This window comes from Desulfosarcina widdelii (assembly GCF_009688965.1).
GTDB classification, from domain to species: domain Bacteria; phylum Desulfobacterota; class Desulfobacteria; order Desulfobacterales; family Desulfosarcinaceae; genus Desulfosarcina; species Desulfosarcina widdelii.
The window spans coordinates 5,086,705-5,104,083 of sequence record NZ_AP021875.1 but is presented as its reverse complement, the minus strand read 5'-3'; the positions used below and the strand labels follow the sequence as shown (position 1 = coordinate 5,104,083).

Annotated in this window: 19 protein-coding genes; 12 read left to right on the top strand and 7 right to left on the bottom strand. The window is 56.2% G+C overall.

The features are described 5' to 3' along the window. Positions 1-22 precede the first annotated feature (22 nt). From GN111_RS23420 to GN111_RS23410, 3 genes are read right to left on the bottom strand one after another with little or no spacing between them, the layout of a single operon-like run. Positions 23-733, bottom strand: coding sequence for an FMN-binding protein (locus tag GN111_RS23420; RefSeq protein ID WP_155306081.1), 711 nt, complete (start codon positions 731-733; stop codon positions 23-25). Further along, positions 726-1,919 (bottom strand): NADH:ubiquinone reductase (Na(+)-transporting) subunit B, encoded by a 1,194-nt coding sequence (locus tag GN111_RS23415; protein WP_155306080.1) that lies wholly within the window; start codon positions 1,917-1,919, stop codon positions 726-728. Before GN111_RS23415 ends, GN111_RS23420 begins: the two co-directional genes overlap by 8 nt. 6 nt (positions 1,920-1,925) lie before the next feature. Further along, positions 1,926-3,269, bottom strand: a complete 1,344-nt coding sequence (locus GN111_RS23410) for a 4Fe-4S dicluster domain-containing protein (RefSeq protein ID WP_155306079.1) — start codon at positions 3,267-3,269, stop codon at positions 1,926-1,928. Between the two features lie 439 nt (positions 3,270-3,708). Between GN111_RS23410 and GN111_RS23405 the strand changes: the two genes are divergently transcribed. The 7 genes from GN111_RS23405 to GN111_RS23375 all read left to right on the top strand — a co-directional run bounded on the left by GN111_RS23405 (position 3,709) and on the right by GN111_RS23375 (position 10,121). Further along, positions 3,709-4,104, top strand: coding sequence for a Fur family transcriptional regulator (locus tag GN111_RS23405; RefSeq protein ID WP_155306078.1), 396 nt, complete (start codon positions 3,709-3,711; stop codon positions 4,102-4,104). A 375-nt stretch (positions 4,105-4,479) separates the two neighbouring features. Beyond that, a complete protein-coding gene (locus GN111_RS23400) occupies positions 4,480-5,661 on the top strand; it encodes a citrate/2-methylcitrate synthase (RefSeq protein WP_155306077.1) in 1,182 nt (393 codons plus the stop codon). Positions 5,662-5,701: 40 nt separating this feature from the next. After that, on the top strand, positions 5,702-6,394 hold the full coding sequence (locus tag GN111_RS34245; RefSeq protein ID WP_155306076.1) for a rubredoxin-like domain-containing protein: 693 nt from the start codon (positions 5,702-5,704) through the stop codon (positions 6,392-6,394). A gap of 162 nt (positions 6,395-6,556) precedes the next feature. Continuing rightward, positions 6,557-8,167, top strand: coding sequence for an FAD-dependent oxidoreductase (locus GN111_RS23390; protein WP_155306075.1), 1,611 nt, complete (start codon positions 6,557-6,559; stop codon positions 8,165-8,167). Beyond that, positions 8,164-8,709 carry an acyl-CoA thioesterase gene (locus GN111_RS23385; RefSeq protein ID WP_155306074.1) on the top strand — a complete coding sequence of 182 codons (546 nt, stop codon included), beginning with the start codon at positions 8,164-8,166 and terminating at the stop codon, positions 8,707-8,709. The genes GN111_RS23390 and GN111_RS23385 overlap by 4 nt, the downstream gene beginning before the upstream one ends. A gap of 9 nt (positions 8,710-8,718) precedes the next feature. Next, positions 8,719-9,192 (top strand): thioredoxin-dependent thiol peroxidase, encoded by a 474-nt coding sequence (bcp, locus tag GN111_RS23380; protein WP_155306073.1) that lies wholly within the window; start codon positions 8,719-8,721, stop codon positions 9,190-9,192. Further along, positions 9,189-10,121 (top strand): aminoglycoside phosphotransferase family protein, encoded by a 933-nt coding sequence (locus GN111_RS23375; RefSeq protein WP_170302429.1) that lies wholly within the window; start codon positions 9,189-9,191, stop codon positions 10,119-10,121. Before bcp ends, GN111_RS23375 begins: the two co-directional genes overlap by 4 nt. 178 nt (positions 10,122-10,299) lie before the next feature. Here GN111_RS23375 and GN111_RS23370 read toward each other — a convergent pair whose 3' ends face one another. Further along, positions 10,300-11,550, bottom strand: coding sequence for an ATP-binding protein (locus tag GN111_RS23370; protein ID WP_155306071.1), 1,251 nt, complete (start codon positions 11,548-11,550; stop codon positions 10,300-10,302). A gap of 293 nt (positions 11,551-11,843) precedes the next feature. Between GN111_RS23370 and GN111_RS23365 the strand changes: the two genes are divergently transcribed. Then, complete coding sequence (locus GN111_RS23365) at positions 11,844-12,005, top strand: hypothetical protein (RefSeq protein ID WP_155306070.1); 162 nt, start codon at positions 11,844-11,846, stop codon at positions 12,003-12,005. A gap of 166 nt (positions 12,006-12,171) precedes the next feature. On the opposite strand, the gene GN111_RS23360 is transcribed toward GN111_RS23365, so the two are convergent. Next, the gene (locus GN111_RS23360) at positions 12,172-12,666 is read right to left on the bottom strand and encodes a universal stress protein (protein ID WP_155306069.1); all 495 of its coding nucleotides are present in this window, start codon (positions 12,664-12,666) and stop codon (positions 12,172-12,174) included. A 29-nt stretch (positions 12,667-12,695) separates the two neighbouring features. Further along, complete coding sequence (locus GN111_RS23355) at positions 12,696-13,157, bottom strand: ferritin-like domain-containing protein (protein ID WP_155306068.1); 462 nt, start codon at positions 13,155-13,157, stop codon at positions 12,696-12,698. A gap of 296 nt (positions 13,158-13,453) precedes the next feature. Between GN111_RS23355 and GN111_RS23350 the strand changes: the two genes are divergently transcribed. Continuing rightward, entirely contained in the window at positions 13,454-13,657 is a 204-nt protein-coding gene (locus GN111_RS23350; protein ID WP_155306067.1) for a YgaP family membrane protein, read from the top strand. 251 nt (positions 13,658-13,908) lie between these two features. On the opposite strand, the gene GN111_RS23345 is transcribed toward GN111_RS23350, so the two are convergent. Beyond that, a complete protein-coding gene (locus tag GN111_RS23345; RefSeq protein ID WP_155306066.1) occupies positions 13,909-14,268 on the bottom strand; it encodes a DVU0772 family protein in 360 nt (119 codons plus the stop codon). 522 nt (positions 14,269-14,790) lie between these two features. Between GN111_RS23345 and GN111_RS23340 the strand changes: the two genes are divergently transcribed. The 3 genes from GN111_RS23340 to GN111_RS23330 are packed head-to-tail and all read left to right on the top strand — an operon-like array spanning position 14,791 to position 17,372. Continuing rightward, positions 14,791-15,618 (top strand): amino acid ABC transporter permease, encoded by an 828-nt coding sequence (locus tag GN111_RS23340; RefSeq protein ID WP_231715539.1) that lies wholly within the window; start codon positions 14,791-14,793, stop codon positions 15,616-15,618. 42 nt (positions 15,619-15,660) lie between these two features. Next, positions 15,661-16,485, top strand: coding sequence for a transporter substrate-binding domain-containing protein (locus GN111_RS23335; RefSeq protein WP_155306065.1), 825 nt, complete (start codon positions 15,661-15,663; stop codon positions 16,483-16,485). Next, positions 16,482-17,372 carry an amino acid ABC transporter permease gene (locus GN111_RS23330; RefSeq protein ID WP_155306064.1) on the top strand — a complete coding sequence of 297 codons (891 nt, stop codon included), beginning with the start codon at positions 16,482-16,484 and terminating at the stop codon, positions 17,370-17,372. The genes GN111_RS23335 and GN111_RS23330 overlap by 4 nt, the downstream gene beginning before the upstream one ends. Positions 17,373-17,379 lie beyond the last annotated feature (7 nt).

Below are 17,379 nucleotides of genomic sequence, written 5' to 3'. Positions count from 1 at the left end.
TTAATAATCGGAAAAATGGCCGTCAACTGCCCGCCGGCAGGGTCACCGCACCGGCCCGAAACTGCTTGGAAAGAACCTCGTATTCCTGAAGCAGATCCTTCAGCCCGCCGGATAAATACTTGCCGGTCAGCGTGGCCCCGGAAATGCCGTCCACCACATTGGGCAGCTTGTCCGGCGCAACCACCTCGGCAGCCTTGCCCTTGGCAATGCGCACGGGGGCAAAGTTTCCCGACGCGTCCACGATTTTTTTGCCGATAAAATTTTTCTGGAACCAGGGTTTTTCGATTTCTCCTCCCAGTCCCGGTGTTTCGTTGTGGCTGTAAACGGAAAATCCGGCCACGGTTTTGCCGTCGTTTTCGATGGCCAGGTACCCGTGGATTTTACCCCACAGCCCGCGGGAATCCACCGGAAGGATATAGGCCGCAGGATCTCCCTCTTTAACGTAGAAGCATACCGGCAGCCCGCCTTCCTTGGAATGACCCTCCACAATTCGTCCGGTTCCGTCCAGGGTATAGCAGCGGATGTTCTCCTTGTAGAGCTGTTCGATCCGATTGACGGCCACTTTTTCGTTGGGATCGACGAGCCCCACCGATTTGAGGATGTTCTTTTGTCGATCCACTGCGACATTGCGCAATTTGCGTTCTTTGAGGCCCGAAGCGGCAGCGGTGAGCATCAGGCTGCACACCAGGGCGACAACGGCGGTAAAGGCAATGGATTTGAGTTGATCAGACATTGGGCACCCGTTTACTCAGCCGCGCCTTGATGATGAAATGGTCAATCAACGGAGCGAATATGTTCATAAAAAGGATGGCCAGCATCACCCCTTCCGGGTACGCCGGGTTAAACACACGGATCATCACGGTAAGCGCGCCGATGAGAATGCCGTAGATCCATCGGGAAAGGTTCATGCCCGGCGCGGAGACCGGGTCCGTGGCCATGTAGACGATGCCGAAGGCGAAACTTCCCATGACCAGATGCCAGGCGGGATGTATGGAGAACATACGGGCCGCCTCGCCGCCGGAAGACAGGTGGATCAGGTAGCCGGGGTAGGCCACGGCCAGCACACCGATGACGCCGCCGAGCATGATCCGGTAGTTGGCCACCCCGGTGATCACCAGAAACGCTGCTCCCAGAAGAATCATCAGGGTCGAAGTCTCGCCCACGCTGCCCGGGATGTTTCCGATGAAAAGCCGCTGGAAGGTGTAGCCCGCCTCGGAAAAAATCCGGGCGACGCTTTCACCGGAGGCGGCCAGAGGCGCCAGGGCCAAGGGCGTCGCCGCCGTGACCGCATCCACGGCCTGCTGGCCGGTCTGCACCACGGCCGTCCAGACCCGATCGCCAGACATGTTGACCGGATAGGCGAAAAAGAGAAAGGCCCTGCCGGTCAGCGCCGGGTTGAGGATATTGCGGCCCGTCCCGCCAAAGATCTCCTTTCCGATCACCACACCGAAGGAGATGCCCACGGCTACCTGCCACAACGGCATCGTGGGCGGCAGGGTCATGGGGAAAAGCAGCCCCGTCACTAGAAACCCCTCACTGATCTTGTGCCCGCGCACCGATGCAAAGAGAATTTCCCAGAACAGCCCCACGGCGTAAGAGACAATCAGCATGGGCAGCACGATCCAGGCGCCGCGCAGCATGGATGAAACAAAACCTGCATCCAGACCCGAGGCCGCTGCCGCTTGATAGCCGGAATTATAGATACCATAGAAAAACGGCGGCAGCAGGGCAATGATAACAAAGGTCATGAACCGTTTGAGGTCCAGGCTGTCCCGCACATGGGCGTCCTTCGCCGTGGGCAGGGCAGGTGCGAAGGCGACCGTTTCGATGGCATCGAAAAGGGGATGAAGTTTTTCCAGTCGACCGCCGCTCTCGAAATGGGGCCGGGTGGTATCGAACAGGCGTTTAAGCGCTTTCATCGGAAATCAGGCTATCTCCTTGTAATATTGGGCTTTGGCCGTGCGAAAAACCTCACGCAGTTCGATCTTGGACGGGCAGGCATAGGTGCACAGGCCGCATTCGGCGCAGTCCAGCAAGCCGTGGGCCAAGGCCTCTTCCACCTCATCCGCCACAAGGCATTTCATGGTAAACTGGGGCAGGATGTCCACCGGGCAGATTTTGGCGCAGGTGCCGCAATTGACACAGGCCCGCACTTCGCCGTGCTGGCCGCAGTCCATGGGAAAGGGCTGGCGGTGAAAAGAGGACAAAAAAGCCGTAGAGTAGCTGGGCTTGCCGAAACCCGGCCGGATGAAAGCCAGAAGCTCTTCCCGGTTGCCGTCGTCGATCAGATTCAGGGCATTCTGGTAAATCCCCATGAAGCTGTCGACATCGCCGGCAAAACCGGTGAAGACGCCTCCGGCAACATAACGGGCGACTGCTTCTCCCGCCAACGCATGGTGGCCAAGGTGTCCCAGCGGCACCCCCGCCCGAGTCTCAACATGACCAGGATCGGCAGCCAGGCTGCCCCCCACGGTCATGATCCGCCCGACGGGAAAGCGTCCGGTGCGGATAAATTCCCCCAGCAGGACGACGTCCTGCCCGTCGATGACCCAGGCGCGGTTCAGCTCCGGCCCGGTTTTGGTATGATACAATTGGACACAGGCATTTCCCGAAGGGTAGGGACCGGTAAAGCACTGGATCTCGACTCCGCCGGGCAGCGATTTACCGAGGGCTTCGTCTCCGGCCAGGTTGACCACGACCCGGTCGCAGAGCCGGCCGAGCACCTTGATGCCGACAGCGAACAGATCGTTGCGGCCATCGAGATAGATCGCCGGATCCGGTGCAAAAGGTTCGTCGTCCCCCAGGCGAACCAGAATCGCCGGCGGTGTGACATCGGGATCGGCAATATCCATGAACGGCAATGCCCGCAGAAAAGGCCACATGCCGCCGTCAAGCAGGCAATCAACCAGGGCCTGCCGCGGTGCAGCGTCCAATTGGTCCTGCGCCGGAATGTCCACGGTCGCGAATTCCTCGCTTTCGTCCAGGTCGATGACAATCTTTTGAATGACCCGCCGCGGGCCGAAAGCGATGCGCGTTACCCGTCCGCCGCCGGGAGAGGGAAAACGGATGCGTGTGTCTCGTTTGTCTTCGAAAAGAGGGGTGCCGACAGCCACCGGGCTTCCCTCTTCCACCAGCAGACGGGGCTTGATGAAAGGAATTCGCTCGGGAACCAATCCTACTTGACGCGGCTGTTCAAGCTGCCGCAGCTCACGCCCGGGCTTGCCCGCAATGCGCAAGGAAAACCCCTTTTTCAGGTGTATGGTCTTCATCCCTTAGCCTTGGTTGTGGCACACAATGGTGCGAAATTGGAAATGGTACCGACCAGGTCGCAGCGGCGGCATCGTTCGGAAGAAACCGCCAGCGATGCTCAAAACTCTGCAACAATCATACCGTAAGGGCGGGTGTTCCTACTGACTCGCCTCTCTTTCTGGATCGGGGGATGCGGGTCGCAACCCCACCTTTACCCGGATTCGGTTAACGGACCTTTATAGATGGTCAAAGCTGAAATTATCCGCGATATCGGGCGGGATCTTAAAATGCTATTCTGCCATGTTTTCATTGGATCCGCAAGCCGTGAATTGGGCGCCTGAAGCGTATGGCGGGACGCTGCGCAGCGCCCCGCCTCTTGACATCGTCTCGCTTTCGGCTTAGGAAAAGATCATACTATATATGGAGATCAAGGGTGTGGCATGTGTTAAGAAAATGAGAATGACCCCTCAGCGGCGGGTCATTCTGGAAGAGCTTCGAAGGGTCAACGATCACCCGGCGGCCGACGAAATCTACCGACGGGTCCGCAAACGGCTGCCGAAAATCAGCTTGGGCACCGTCTATCGGAACCTGGAGGTGCTCTGCGAATTGGGAGAAATTCAGCGGCTGGAGCTTTCCGGAAGCACGAAGCGCTATGACGGTGTCCCCAACAAGCACTACCACATCCGCTGTGTCGAGTGCGGCCGGGTCGACGATGCTCCCATTGCGCCGCTCAACCAGATCGAGGACGATCTTTACGGAACCACTGTCTACGAGATTATCGGGCACAATCTTGAATTCACCGGGCTTTGCCCGCAATGCTCCAGGCTTCACGGCGCGCGGCAGGAAGCCGGCTAACCCGGCGACGGACATTTAATATCCTATTCATTCCAAATGGTTGTATTGCGATACAGTCCTGTATCAAGTTAAACCCGAGACAAACCGGATTGGTTTCGCCTGCCTGCGGCCGCTAAAATTCTTGCCTATAGCTGTCAGATCGAAGAAAACCCGACTTCAACGGGAATGGTTGCCGTCAGTCCCGCTAGGCGGAGGGCCGCCGATGCCGCACCATTTCCTCTTGGCATGCGAATTGAATTATGGAAGATTCGTTAGATTCATTGAGTCCGAATTGAGCGAATCGGATTGAATTCGATCTTGATCGGATCCCGGCAGACAACCGGCCCGGTTCCGCGAAACCCATTCCTTCTCCACCCATAACAAAAGAGGTGACCCATGGACGATACCTGCCAAACGGTTCTCAACACAGGATTAAGAGGGGTGACCATCGCCAGTACCAAAATCAGCGATGTCAACGGTGCCGAGGGAAAACTGGTCTATCGGGGATATCTGGCCAAGGACCTGGCCGGAAATACCTCCTTCGAAGAGGTGGTCTATCTGCTCCTGTTCGAAAAGCTTCCCGACAGAGACCAGTTGAAGGCTTTCCAACAGCAGATTGCCGAACAGCGGGAGGTGCCGGAGCAAATTATTGCCGCCATGCAGGCCATGCCCAAAGATGCCCTGCCCATGGACGTTCTTCAGGCCGCGGTCCCCATGCTGGCCGCTTACGATCCCGACATCCGCGACACCAGCATAGAAGGCGCCGGCCGCATGGCCGTGAGACTGACGGCCAAGTTCGCCACCATCGTGGCCGCCTGGGACCGGATTCGCAACGGCAAGGCGCCGATCGCCCCGGACCCCGAACTGAGCCAGGCCGCCAATTTTCTCTACATGCTCAATGGCGAGGTACCCGACGACGAACTGGCCGGCTTTTTCGATGCCTGCCTGGTGCTGCACGCCGAACACTCTTTCAACGCGTCCACTTTCGCCGCCCGCGAAGTCGCCTCCACCAAGGCCCACATGTACGCGGCCGTGGCTGCCGGCGTCGGCTCCCTTTCCGGTCCGCTACACGGCGGGGCCAATACCCGCGTGATGCAGATGCTGCTGGAAATCGGCGATGTGGACAAGGTGGACGATTATGTCGCCAACATCCTTGACACCGGTGGGGTCATCATGGGGCTAGGCCATGCCGTCTACCAGGTGGACGACCCCCGAGCCCATATCCTGGCCCCCATGTCCCAGGCATTGGGAAAACGCGCCGGAGACACCCGCTGGTACGATCTCTCCAAGGCCTTGGAAGTCAAGGGAAAAGCTGCCTTCAAGGAGAGAAAAGGCAAGGATATTTTCGTCAATGTCGATTTTTACAGCGCCTCTTTGTACTACTACATGGGTATTGCGGTGGATCTTTTCACGCCCATCTTCGCCATTTCGCGCATCGCCGGATGGACCGCCCACGTCATCGAGGAGCAGTACGGCGGGGCGGCAGCCAAACCGGCCCTGTACCGGCCGGAATCAGACTATATTGGCGATTACTGCGGACCGGACGAATGCGCCTTCGTGCCGCTGGACAAGCGATAATCCTTCAATTCACCCACCAACTTGAGGAACGACAAGAGAAATGAAAAAATGGAAATGTACGGTTTGCGGCTACATCCACACAGGAGATGAACCCCCGGACAAATGTCCGGTTTGCGGAGCCCCCAAAAGTCGGTTTGTCGAGGTCACGGAACCCGAATCCCCGAAACCGGAACCTGCGGCAGCGCCAAAGCCGGAAGCTGAGCCTTCACCGGAGCCGGAACCTGCCAAAACAGCCGAGCCTCCCAAAGCGGCCCAACCCGAAGAGCCTGAACCCACCTCTCCGTTCAAGGATTCGCGCTATCGCCGGCTGTTTGAAACCATGACCCGGTTCCACGGTCATCCCATCAGCGTGCACATCCCCAATGGACTGCTGCCGGTCTGCGTCCTGTTCATTTTCCTGTCGGCGATCTTCGGACTCCATGGAATGGCCAGGGCGGCCACCTACAACCTGGGCGTCGTGGCCCTGTCCATGCCGCTGGTGCTGTTCTCCGGATGGGTGGATTGGCAAAACCGTTTCAACGGAGCCGTCACGGACGTATTCATCGTCAAGATCGCCTGTGGCATCGTCGTCACCGTCACCGCCTGGTTTCTGTTCATCTGGCTGCTGGTAAACCCGCAGGTGGTTACCACACCCCAGACCTCGCGGGTTGCCTTTTTCGCAATCAATCTTATCATGCTGGCAGCAGCTGGTACTGCCGGGTGGTATGGCGGTAAGTTGGTGTTCAGAGATTAGATGTCCATCCAGAAATGGCCAATTTGCCCGATATCTTTGTTGCGCGAAAAATTTTATCCTCGGAATATGCCTGCAATATGCCTGCGGTAAAATTTTTCGTGCGCCTCGATCTCGACCAAATTTGCCTATTTCTGAATGAACATCGGATAGGAGAAAGAGAACATGAATCAAGCCGATCAGATGGATGATGCGCAAATGCGGCAGGCGCAGATGGAACTGTCACGAATTCTCAGTGGCCTGAAGCACGAGGTCCCCATTTTCCTGTTCACCCGTGGCGGGAAAAACGAAGTTTTCAACGACGCCGCCCGGCAGGCCCTGCGCTTTTTTCGGCAACTGACCGATAAAATTGTTTTGCGGGAATATGACCTCGGCCATGAGATGGCACGGAAGATGGGCATCGACGACTCTCCAACCCTGGTGTTTGACCCGGATCGCTACAATATTCGCTGGCTGGGGGCGCCCATGGGTGAAGAGGGGCGCATTTTTCTGGAAGCCCTGCTGCGCATCGGCACCGGAAAAAGCGATCTCAACGAATCCGCCATGGGGGTACTGAAAAAAATCGACCAACCCCGGCATTTGAAGGTTTTCGTCAGCGCATCGTGCCCCTATTGCCCGCAGCAGGCCTTAAACGCTCTCAAGGCCGCCGTTGCCAAGCCCGACACGATTTCCCTTGAAATCATCGACATTCAGGCCAACGCCGAACTGGCCGACCAGTACGGTGCCCATTCGGTCCCCCAGACCTTTGCCAATGACGTGCTGACCGCTTTAGGGGCCCAGACCGAAGAGCTGTTTATGGCTTCCGTCGACAAAATGGAGCAGCAGACGGTTTTCATCCCTGAAAGCGACGCGGAAGAAGTGGAATGTCAGTTGGTCATCGTCGGCGGCGGACCGGCCGGCCTCACCGCCGGTATTTACGCCGCCCGCAGCGGCCTCGACTCCGTGGTGGTGGAAAAAGGGGTGCTTGGCGGACAGGTGGCCTTGACACCGATCGTGGAGAACTACCCGGGCATGAAGGAAGTCGGCGGCAAGACCCTGGTGGATATTATGGTGACCCATGCTCTTGAATACGTGCAGATCTTTCCCGGAGAAGAGGTGGTGGACATCGCGCCGGGCGAACCCATCGTCGTTCAGACGTCACGCCGCAAGTTCAAAACCAAGGCCGTGCTTCTGGCCACCGGCGCAACTCATCGCAACTTGGGCGTTCCGGGCGAAGCGCGCTTTTCCGGCCGCGGCGTCAGCTACTGTGCCACCTGCGACGGTCCGCTCTATAGAGGCAAACGCGTTTTCATGGTGGGCGGCGGCAACAGCGCCGTGACAGAAGCACTGCACCTGCACAACATGGGGGTGCAGGTCACGCTGGTCCACCGCCGTGACCGCCTCAAGGCCCAGGAAGTGCTGGTCAATCAGCTTTTGTCCAATAACATCCCGATCCTCTACAACACCGAAGTCAAGGAAATTATCGGTGAGAACCGCGTAACCGAGGTGGTCCTGCTGGACAACAAGACCGGTGTGACCGCGTCGCAGCCGGCTGACGGCGTATTTCTGGCCATCGGCTACGACCCGGCCGTCGATCTGGCCCAAAAGGTGGGCCTGGAGCTGACCGAAGAAGGCTTCATCAAACATGAGAACTTCCGCACCAACATTCCCGGATTTTATGTGGCCGGGGATGTCGGCGGGGGAACCAAACAGATCGTCACTGCGGCGGGTTACGGTTCGGAAGCGGCCCTGGCCGTTTTCGAAGACATCATCAATCCCTACTGGAAAAAGAAATGACCGCCAAACCGCCGCCCGACAAGCCCCCGGGCGCCAAAACGGCGGCCTACAGTCGGGTGACTATGTCCATCATGATGCAGCCCCAGGACGCCAATCCGGCCGGCATCGTCCACGGCGGCGTCGTTATGAAGCATATCGACGATGCCGCCGGGGTGGTTGCCCTGCGGCATACCCGATGCAACGTGGTGACCGCCTCCATTGACCGCCTTGACTTCCACAACCCGGCTTTCATCGGCAACCTGCTCAGCCTCAAGGCCAGTATGAACCTGGTGGGCACTACCTCCATGGAAGTCGGCGTACGAGTAGAGACCGAGGACCTTAGAACCGGAGAAATCCGGCATACGGCATCAGCCTACCTGACCTTCGTGGCCCTGGACGAGAACTTTCGGCCCCGGTCTGTACCGCCTCTGGTACTGGAAACCGATGAGGACCGCCGCCGCAACCGTCAGGCCAGCGACAGACGGAGGGTGCGCCTGACGGAAAAAACCCACGAGAAATCCTGCCGAAATGGACCGGATGATTGCGGACAATCGACGGAGTGAATTAAAAAAATGACCAAGATACTATCCTCAGGTGATCCGGCGCCGGACTTCACCCTCAACGACAAAGACGGCAATTCCGTGTCCCTTGCAGATTTTCGAGGAAAGTGGGTGGCGCTGTACTTCTATCCGCGTGACAACACTTCGGGATGCACGACCGAAGCCAAGGATTTCAGCGCCCTGCTGCCCGCTTTCAAGGCCAAAGATGCTGCTGTGATCGGCATCAGCGGCGATTCCGAAGCCTCCCACGCCAAATTCGCCGCCAAGCACGACCTTACCGTCACACTGCTCAGCGACCCCGGGCACCGTGCGCTGGAGGCCTACGGCGTCTGGCAGAAAAAAAAGATGGCCGGACGCGAGTATATGGGCATCGTTCGGACCACCTTCCTCATCGATCCGGACGGCATCATCCAACAGATCTGGGAAAAGGTCAAAGTCAAGGCGCACGCCGAAACGGTGCATCAGGCCCTTTGCAGCCTCCTTTGAATGCCTTGAATCTGCTGGCAAACATCTCCCGCCAATGGGGTCTTGAACTGGTCCGCTGGCGGGAAGACCTGCCACTGGCCGGCAGTCCCGAACGCACCAGTTGGCGGTGTGTTGTCGAAAACAGAGACGGCCGGCTGTACGTGCTGGAAAAAATCGCATCCCGGGTGTATGACCGCAAACGACGCATCCTCAGCACCCTGCAGCAGCTCGACGCTTTCGGCCTGACTCCCATCGCGCCTTACTTGCCGGATATCAACGGCGAAACGATCCCCCTGATCAGCCATGGCCTGTGGCAGCTATGCCCCTACGTGTTGGGCATCGATCTGGACCGGCCTGCCTATGCCATGGAGAAATGGCGGGGAGACGCGGCGGCGGACTTTCTCATCCGGCTGAACGGAATCCTTTCGCAGCAACGCCTGGTTCCGTCTCCACCGGTTTTCTCGCTGTCCGGCTACATCCGGGATCTGTTTGCAGTGCTGTCCAAAAACGACCCGGTAACCGCGACGCACTATCGTCCCTTTCTGGATCACCTCGAACGAAAGCTGTTCCCGACGATGGACAAGCTGCCCCTCGGCTTTTGCCACGGAGACTATCATCCGTTGAACATCATCTGGGGGCGGCGAACGATCCGGGCCGTCATCGATTGGGAGTTTTGCGGGATCAAGACCGAAGCCTACGATACGGCCAATTTGATCGGCTGTCTGGGAATGGAAGATCCCTGTAGTTTATCGGGACCATTTGTATCCCGGCTTGTCTGCAGGTTGCGCGATTCTGGAATTTATACAGAGGAGAGTTGGAAGACCCTGCCGGACTTGATCTTGGCGACCCGCTTTGCCTGGCTCAGCGAATGGATGCGCAAAAACGACCGGCCCATGATCCAATTGGAGGCCGACTATATGTCGATTCTGCTGGATGAATTATCTCTTTAGCCGTTACATTTAAGGAATGATTTCAGGCAAATTCTTGCATCGGTAGCCTTGACAGTTTCGACTATATTGCCGGCCATGCCTGTTTGCATAGCCACCACGCTATAGAGATAGAGGCCACACCCAGTCAGAAGAAAGCCATATACGCTACCACGCTGAGCATGCGAGCGAGTTGTGCAGTCTATCGCCTAGCCTTCCAGAGACTGGATATCGGCACGGCATACAAATGATCGCCAAAACCCGCGACAGCATCACCGTCATAAAGTACAACGCCTTCGGTGAACCGTGTTTGAACGGCATTCTGAAGCTTGCGCAATCCCTTGAAATCATCGCTGGTCACAGTCGAAGCGGCCTTGACTTCAACACCGGCAACTTTACCGCCGGATTCCAGAATGATATCCACTTCGACTTTATCCTTGTCGCGAAAATGGCTGAAGGCAAACGTCTCCTCTTCCCAACTCGCCTGCCGCCTCAACTCCTGATAGATAAACGTTTCCAAGAGCTTTCCATAGACAACACGATCTTTCCACAACGACTCGGCATCCATCCCCAGTAGCGTACAGGATAGACCGGTATCTCCCATATGCAGCTTCGGCGTCTTGACCAGGCGCTTCATCCGATTGCTATGCCAGGACGACAGCTCTTCCAGCAAAAAGATTCGCGACAGCAGCGTCATATATTCGCGAATGGTCGGCCGACTCAATTGAAAAGGGGCGGCGAGTTCGGATACGTTCATCAGGCATGCTGTCTGCCCCGCAACCAGCGTCAATAGCCGCGGCAGGGCATCCAGCGCGCTGATACGGGCCAGGTCAAGGATATCGCGCTGAATCAACGTTTCCGCATAATCCCGATACCATGCCATACGCCGCCGGGCTTTGGCGCGTGCGAGAGCGGCGGGATACCCTCCGGCCGCCACCCGCTCCGCCAGGGCCATGCCCAGGCGCCGTCCCGATTTTTCCGACTTGAAACCGGTTTTGAACAGCATTGACAAAAAACCGGATGCCTCGCCAGCAAGTTCCGCTTGAGACAATGGATGCAACCGCAGGATTTCCATCCGACCGGCCAACGAATCCGCCAATTTCGGTAACAGCAGAACATTTGCCGACCCAGTCAGAATAAACCGGCCGGGTTCCCGCCGGGAATCCACCGCCTTTTTCAGGGAGGTAAACAGTTCCGGAACCCGTTGGACCTCGTCCAGCACTGCCCGCCGCGGCAGATCAGCCACATAGCCAACCGGATCGGCTTGGGCCGCCGCCCGCTGCACGTCATCGTCAAAAGTGAAATAGGCAAACCCCGCCTCATCCCCCACCAGCCGGGCCAAGGTTGTCTTGCCGCATTGCCGGGGGCCGTGGAGCAGGATCACCGGCGAGTCTGCCAACGCCTCAACAATACGCGGGCGGAGATAACGGGGATATAAAATTGCTTCTTGCATAGCGGCTATTTGTAAATCATTTTTCGTCTGATTGCAAATTTTATCTCGTCTAATTGAAAATATTTTACCGTCTAATTGTAATCCTTCCTTCGTCCAATTGAAAAACCAATTAACTCCAAAACATCTGTTTGCGGTTTCCGGTCAAAAGGCAATAGCCCCCAAAAGGCTGATATATCTCTGTGTAACCGGATCAACTCCTGGAGATAGCATGGCCTGGCACACATCCTTCTGAGACTTCTTCGCTGCTTATCTGAAAAACGATTCGACACAGGAGCCTGTCGCCCGAATCGTCATTGCTGGTTCATGTCGGCAACCTGCTGATGCTGGCGATCCGCTTTGCCTGGCTCAGCGAATGGATGCGCAAAAACGACCGGCCCATGATCCAATTGGAGGCCGACTATATGTCGCTCCTGTTGGATCGCGGGCCGGAATTGTACTCACTGTGCTTGCTATGATTCCGTAAAAAGTGAAAAATTCCATTTCTTCGCCATTCCGGCGAAGGCCGGCGCACGGAGTGAAGCTTTAGCGCTATCCAGTCTTTTCAATAAGTCCTGGATACCGGATCAAGTCCGGCATGACGCCGTTGTGTCTTTTTACGATTCTGTCAATCTTAGGATAACGTCACTCCTCTTCCGGCAGGCGCACCACCATCACCGGAATAATACTCCTTCTCACCACCCGGCGGGCCGTGCCCCCCATGAGGGCGTCCTTGAACATGCCGTAACCCCTGGTACCCATGATAATCAGATCGGCGCCGTTGAGGTCGGCCTGCTGGAGTATTTCATCGGCGGCGATGCCGTCCTTTACGAGAATTTTATCCACCTGAAAGGTGCAGGCATCCACTTCGCTGTTGATCTCGTCGCAGAAATTGGCCAGGCGCCCCTGGATGCGCGTAACAAAATCCTCGCGTTTTTCCTCCTGGAGCTGATTCCACTTCTCTTCGCCGACAAAGCCATGAATCTGCAGAAACGTTTCCGTGGTCAAATGTTCGATGACGTGCAGAATGGTAATTCGCGCGTTGTACTGCTGGGCTATGCTGGCGGCATATTTGTAAGCATAGCGCGCATTTTCCGACAAGTCGGTGGCATACAGGATATTCTTGATTTGCGGCAGCATAGCGCCTCCTTTATAAGGGTTGCACCGAATCAGTCTCCCAGTTTAGCCATATGATCGTCATAGAGGGTCTCGAAGGTCTGTTTGTGTTTGGCCTCTTCCTGGGCAAGCAGCTTGAAGAGCTTGATACAGTCGGCATCATCGGTTTTGGTGGCCAGGGCATTGTACAGACGCAGGGCCTTTTCCTCGCGCTTCATGGCCAGCCGAAGAATTTCGGCGAAATCCATACCCGGCTCGTACTTCATATCCACGAGATAGTCGCTGCGCTTGATATCCGGGATCCATTTCCAGTCGTACTCCACAATGGAGCGATTGCCCTTTTTGAATTCCTCGAGCAACGTCTGGTGCTTTTTCTCCTCTTCCACAAATTCGGCCAGGGTCTGTTTGGAAGCAGGAAAGGTCTCCGCATCCACCAGTTTCTGGTAAAAATTGACCGCCTGTTTTTCCCGTTCAATGGCAAAGTCGAGGATCTCTTCGAAGGAATTGAAATTCATGGTACCTCCCTGATAGGCAAATTGATAATCGATGATACGACGACGAACGGACTGAGTCGTGTGGGGCGACGCCGGTGGAGCTATTTCCGAACCACTGCACAGGCATCATTGAGCATACTAAAAAAACGGCGGACTTGCCATTTGTTTTTTTCGATGTAAAGGTTGCGGTGAATCATCGGGGGAATCGCCCGGCTGCGGAAATTTTAAAAAAAATGTAACACTCCGGCCGTTGGGAATCTCTTAACGGTCAATGACGACGTAATCTTGAAAATTGTTTATATACGGAGGATTGTAAAATGAACATCGACCGAATCGTTCTTGGCTTTGCCGGATCTATGATACTGATCTCTCTCATATTGGCTCAATTTCACTCCCCTTACTGGTTGTGGTTTACCGCCTTCGTGGGTGCCAACCTTTTGCAGTCCAGTTTCACGGGGTTCTGCCCGCTGGTTAAAATTCTCAAACCTCTGGGGGTCAAACCGGGAAAAGCCTTCGATTAAACGCAGCGTAAGCGTTCACAGGGTGCTGCATCTGCTTTGTTCCCGGGCGGTTGAAGGTTGACCAAAACGTCTGCGTGCCCGGCGCCTCACATCTGCGGCACCCTTTGAACGCTTAGTGGTCAGGCAGTTGCAGCACATTGGGCATTTCAACCCCGTGAACGGGTGCGACGCATCTACTCTTCCGCCGCCGTAAACCGGGGCGGCAGGGACGCAAACGATCCGTTCGAGGGAAGATACCCGGTGCAGCCGGGTCAATGGACTTCGAGTTTCTTCTTGAGCCAGTCCTTGACCTCGCCATCCGGCGCCCAGACCCCTTTGTGACGTCCCCCGGAATGCAAAAAACGCTTTCTAAGAGCGGCGGGCAGCGGAATTTTGGCCAGTTCCACGGCTTCTTCGCTGTTGCGGCGGATAAAATAGATCACCGGTTCGTCTTTCCATGTATTGACCACGAAGTAATGGGACACGTCATCCTTGGATCGGATAACATAATTTCCCCGAGCCCAGTTGTTGCCCCACTCCAGATAGAGCCGGACCGCCTCTTCAGGAGTCATTTCCCAGTCGATGGCATTGACCAGATCCCTGTTGTCTTTGATTTCGTCAAGGTTCATCATTTCAAACCTCCAGAATTTTTTCATCTCGTTCAAAACAAGTTGCAATGCCTCTTGAGCATTACATGTCAAAATAGCCAAAACCGTGCCAAAACGGCAACTGAGACTATATAGCCTTGCGGCTGCGCATGATCCGGGCATCGCTTGCGTGCAGCATCGCTTCCAGAGGGAGAATGGCAATGTGTCCGCCTTGCAACAAACGATACACTTGTGTCTCTCTCAACGATAATTATTGAAACGAATTCTGCAAGATGCGGTGGCGATGGTTCTCACCTTTCGGTTAAACCCAAAACCGGCAGACCTTGCATTTTTCGCGAAATGGTGCATGTTTACATATACCGATTTCATATCGGTAATGATCTGGCATGTAATCTGTAGATAGCTGTTTCGTAAGCCTACAATCGTAAAACTGTGCCCGGCTTTTATCGGATTGACGCAAAACTGAAATTCAATAAAAGGTTGCTGCAAACATAATGCTTTGGCGGGTTGCCGTTTGCCCGGCACGACGACACCATTTGATTTCTCATGATGAATGCGTGTGACATCCCACTTTCTGGCGACGACGCCCGAACCGGCTGGAAAAGCCTTCTACGTGACTGGCTTGGCGCCATTGCCACTGCCGGACTCCTGATCTGGTTCGTTTATGCCGGCGGCGCCGGGCTGGGCTATAACTGGCAGTGGTATCGGGTACCGCGCTATTTATTTACCTTTTCCGAGGGTCATTTTCTGGCCGGCCCCCTGCTGAAAGGCCTCGTTATAACCCTGAAGGTATCGGCTGTGTCTTTGGTATTTTCCAGCCTTTTCGGCGTGGTTACCGCCATCGGCCGCCTGTCCGCATCCTTTACTGCCCGCGCCATCGCCCGGATCTATCTCGAATCGATTCGCAACACGCCGCTGCTGGTGCAATTGTTTTTCATCTATTTCGTTTTTTCGCCGCTGGTGGGGCTTTCGCGTTTTGCCTCGGCGGTGTTGGCTTTAAGTTTGTTCGAAGGGGCCTATGCCTCTGAAATTATTCGGGCCGGGATCATGGCTGTTCCCCGGGGGCAGTGGGAGGCCGCTCAAAGCATCGGGCTGAGTCCCTGGCATATCTACCGCCACGTCGTATTGCCCCAGGCCCTGCGCCACATGACGCCGCCGCTGATCAGCCAGGCGGTGTCCTTGATCAAGGATTCGGCCCTGGTCAGCACCATCGCGATCTATGACCTGACCATGAAAGGCCAGGAGATCATTGCCGAAACCTACCTGGTGTTCGAACTATGGTTTACCATTGCGGCCATCTACCTGCTGTTGACCTTCTCGCTGTCCCTGGTGACCCAGGCCATGGAGAAACGGATGGCGCTGGCCAAATACTAATTCCGAAACGTGGGAAAAGAGAAAAAAGAAAGGAGTGGATTTATGAAAGCTGCGACACGAACAACCCATTTGGTAATTATGGCGATTCTGACGTTCAGTCTGATTGGCGCCACCGGAACCATGGCCGCCAGCAGCAACGACAGCGTTGTGGAACAGGTGATCCAACGTGGCGTGTTACGCGTGGGTATGTCCACCTTCGTTCCCTGGGCAATGAAAGACAAGACCGGCAAGCTCATCGGATTCGAGATCGATGTGGCGACCCGCCTGGCCGAGGACATGGGGGTCAAGGTCGAATTCGTTCCCACCAAATGGTCCGGTATCATTCCGGCCCTGCTCACCGGAAAATTCGATGTGATCATCGGTGGCATGGGCATCTTGCCCAGCCGGAATCTCAAGGTCAATTTCACCGATCCCTACGATTACACTGGAATGTCCATGGTGGCCAGCAAGAAAATGGCGGCCGGCATGACATCCCTCGAGGACTACAACAAACCCGGTGTGGTCATCGCTGCCCGGCTGGGTTCCACTGCTGTCACCGCCACCAAGAAATACCTGCCCAAGGCCGAGATTCGTATGTTCGACGACGAGGCCCAGGCGTATCAGGAGGTCATCAACGGCCGTGTGCATGCCGTGGTCGGTTCCGCACCGACGCCGGCGTTCCAGGCCATCAAGAACCCGGACAAGCTATTTATGCCGTTCAAGGGCACGTTTACCCGAGAGCCGATCGGATTCGCCGTGCGCAAGGGCGACGTGGACACATTGAATTTTTTCAACAACTGGATCGGCTATGTGGCCGCCGAAGGCTGGCTCAAGGAACGCAAGACCTACTGGTTTGAAACCAGGGATTGGGAATCGCAGATCCAGTGATCGCAAAAAAAGGCAAAATCACCGCCACGGACCTGGTCCTGCTTTCCGGGATCGGGGCCGTGGCGGCAGGCCTGCTTTACCTCGCCGCCCAAAAGGCCCAGTACCACTGGAACTGGCAGGCCATCCCCCAATACCTGCTGCGGGTGGATGAAAACACCGGCAAATGGGTTCCCGGCCTGATCCTCCAAGGCGTACTGGTCACCCTGCGGCTCAGTTTCTGGGCCACAGTTCTGGCCCTGATCATTGGAACAATCATGGGGCTTTTCCGCACCAGTTGCAGCCGCTACCGACGGATGCTGGGCAGCGGATACGTGGAGGTAATCCGCAACATTCCGGTATTGGTGTGGATCTTTATTTTCTATTATTTCGTCGGCGACCGGCTTCTGCCTGCGTTGGGTATCAATCAGGTCGTGCTTATGGACGGCGGCCCGTTGTCCGGCATCCTGAGCCTGATCATGGCCGAGCCAGCGAGAATCCCCGTTTTCATTTCCGGAGCCGTGGCCCTGGCCGTATATGAAGGCGCCTATATTACCGAAATTATCCGCGCCGGCATTCAATCCATCGACAAAGGCCAGTGGGAAGCGTCTTCCGGATTGGGGTTCACCCGCGCCCAGCAGCTGCGTCATGTGATCTTCCCGCAGGCCCTGCGGCGGGTGATGCCGCCCCTGGCCGGTCAGTTCATCTCCACCATCAAGGATTCGGCCATCGTCTCGGTCATCTCCATCCAGGAGCTGACCTTCCAGGGCATGGAACTGATGGCCGCAACCTTTCTCACCTTCGAAGTCTGGATCACTATTCTGGCTATCTATTTCATCCTTTGCCTTGCCTGCTCCCTGCTGGTGGAACGGTTCGAACTGCACCTCAAGAGGGAAGCCCGACCGGCCTAATTCCAAT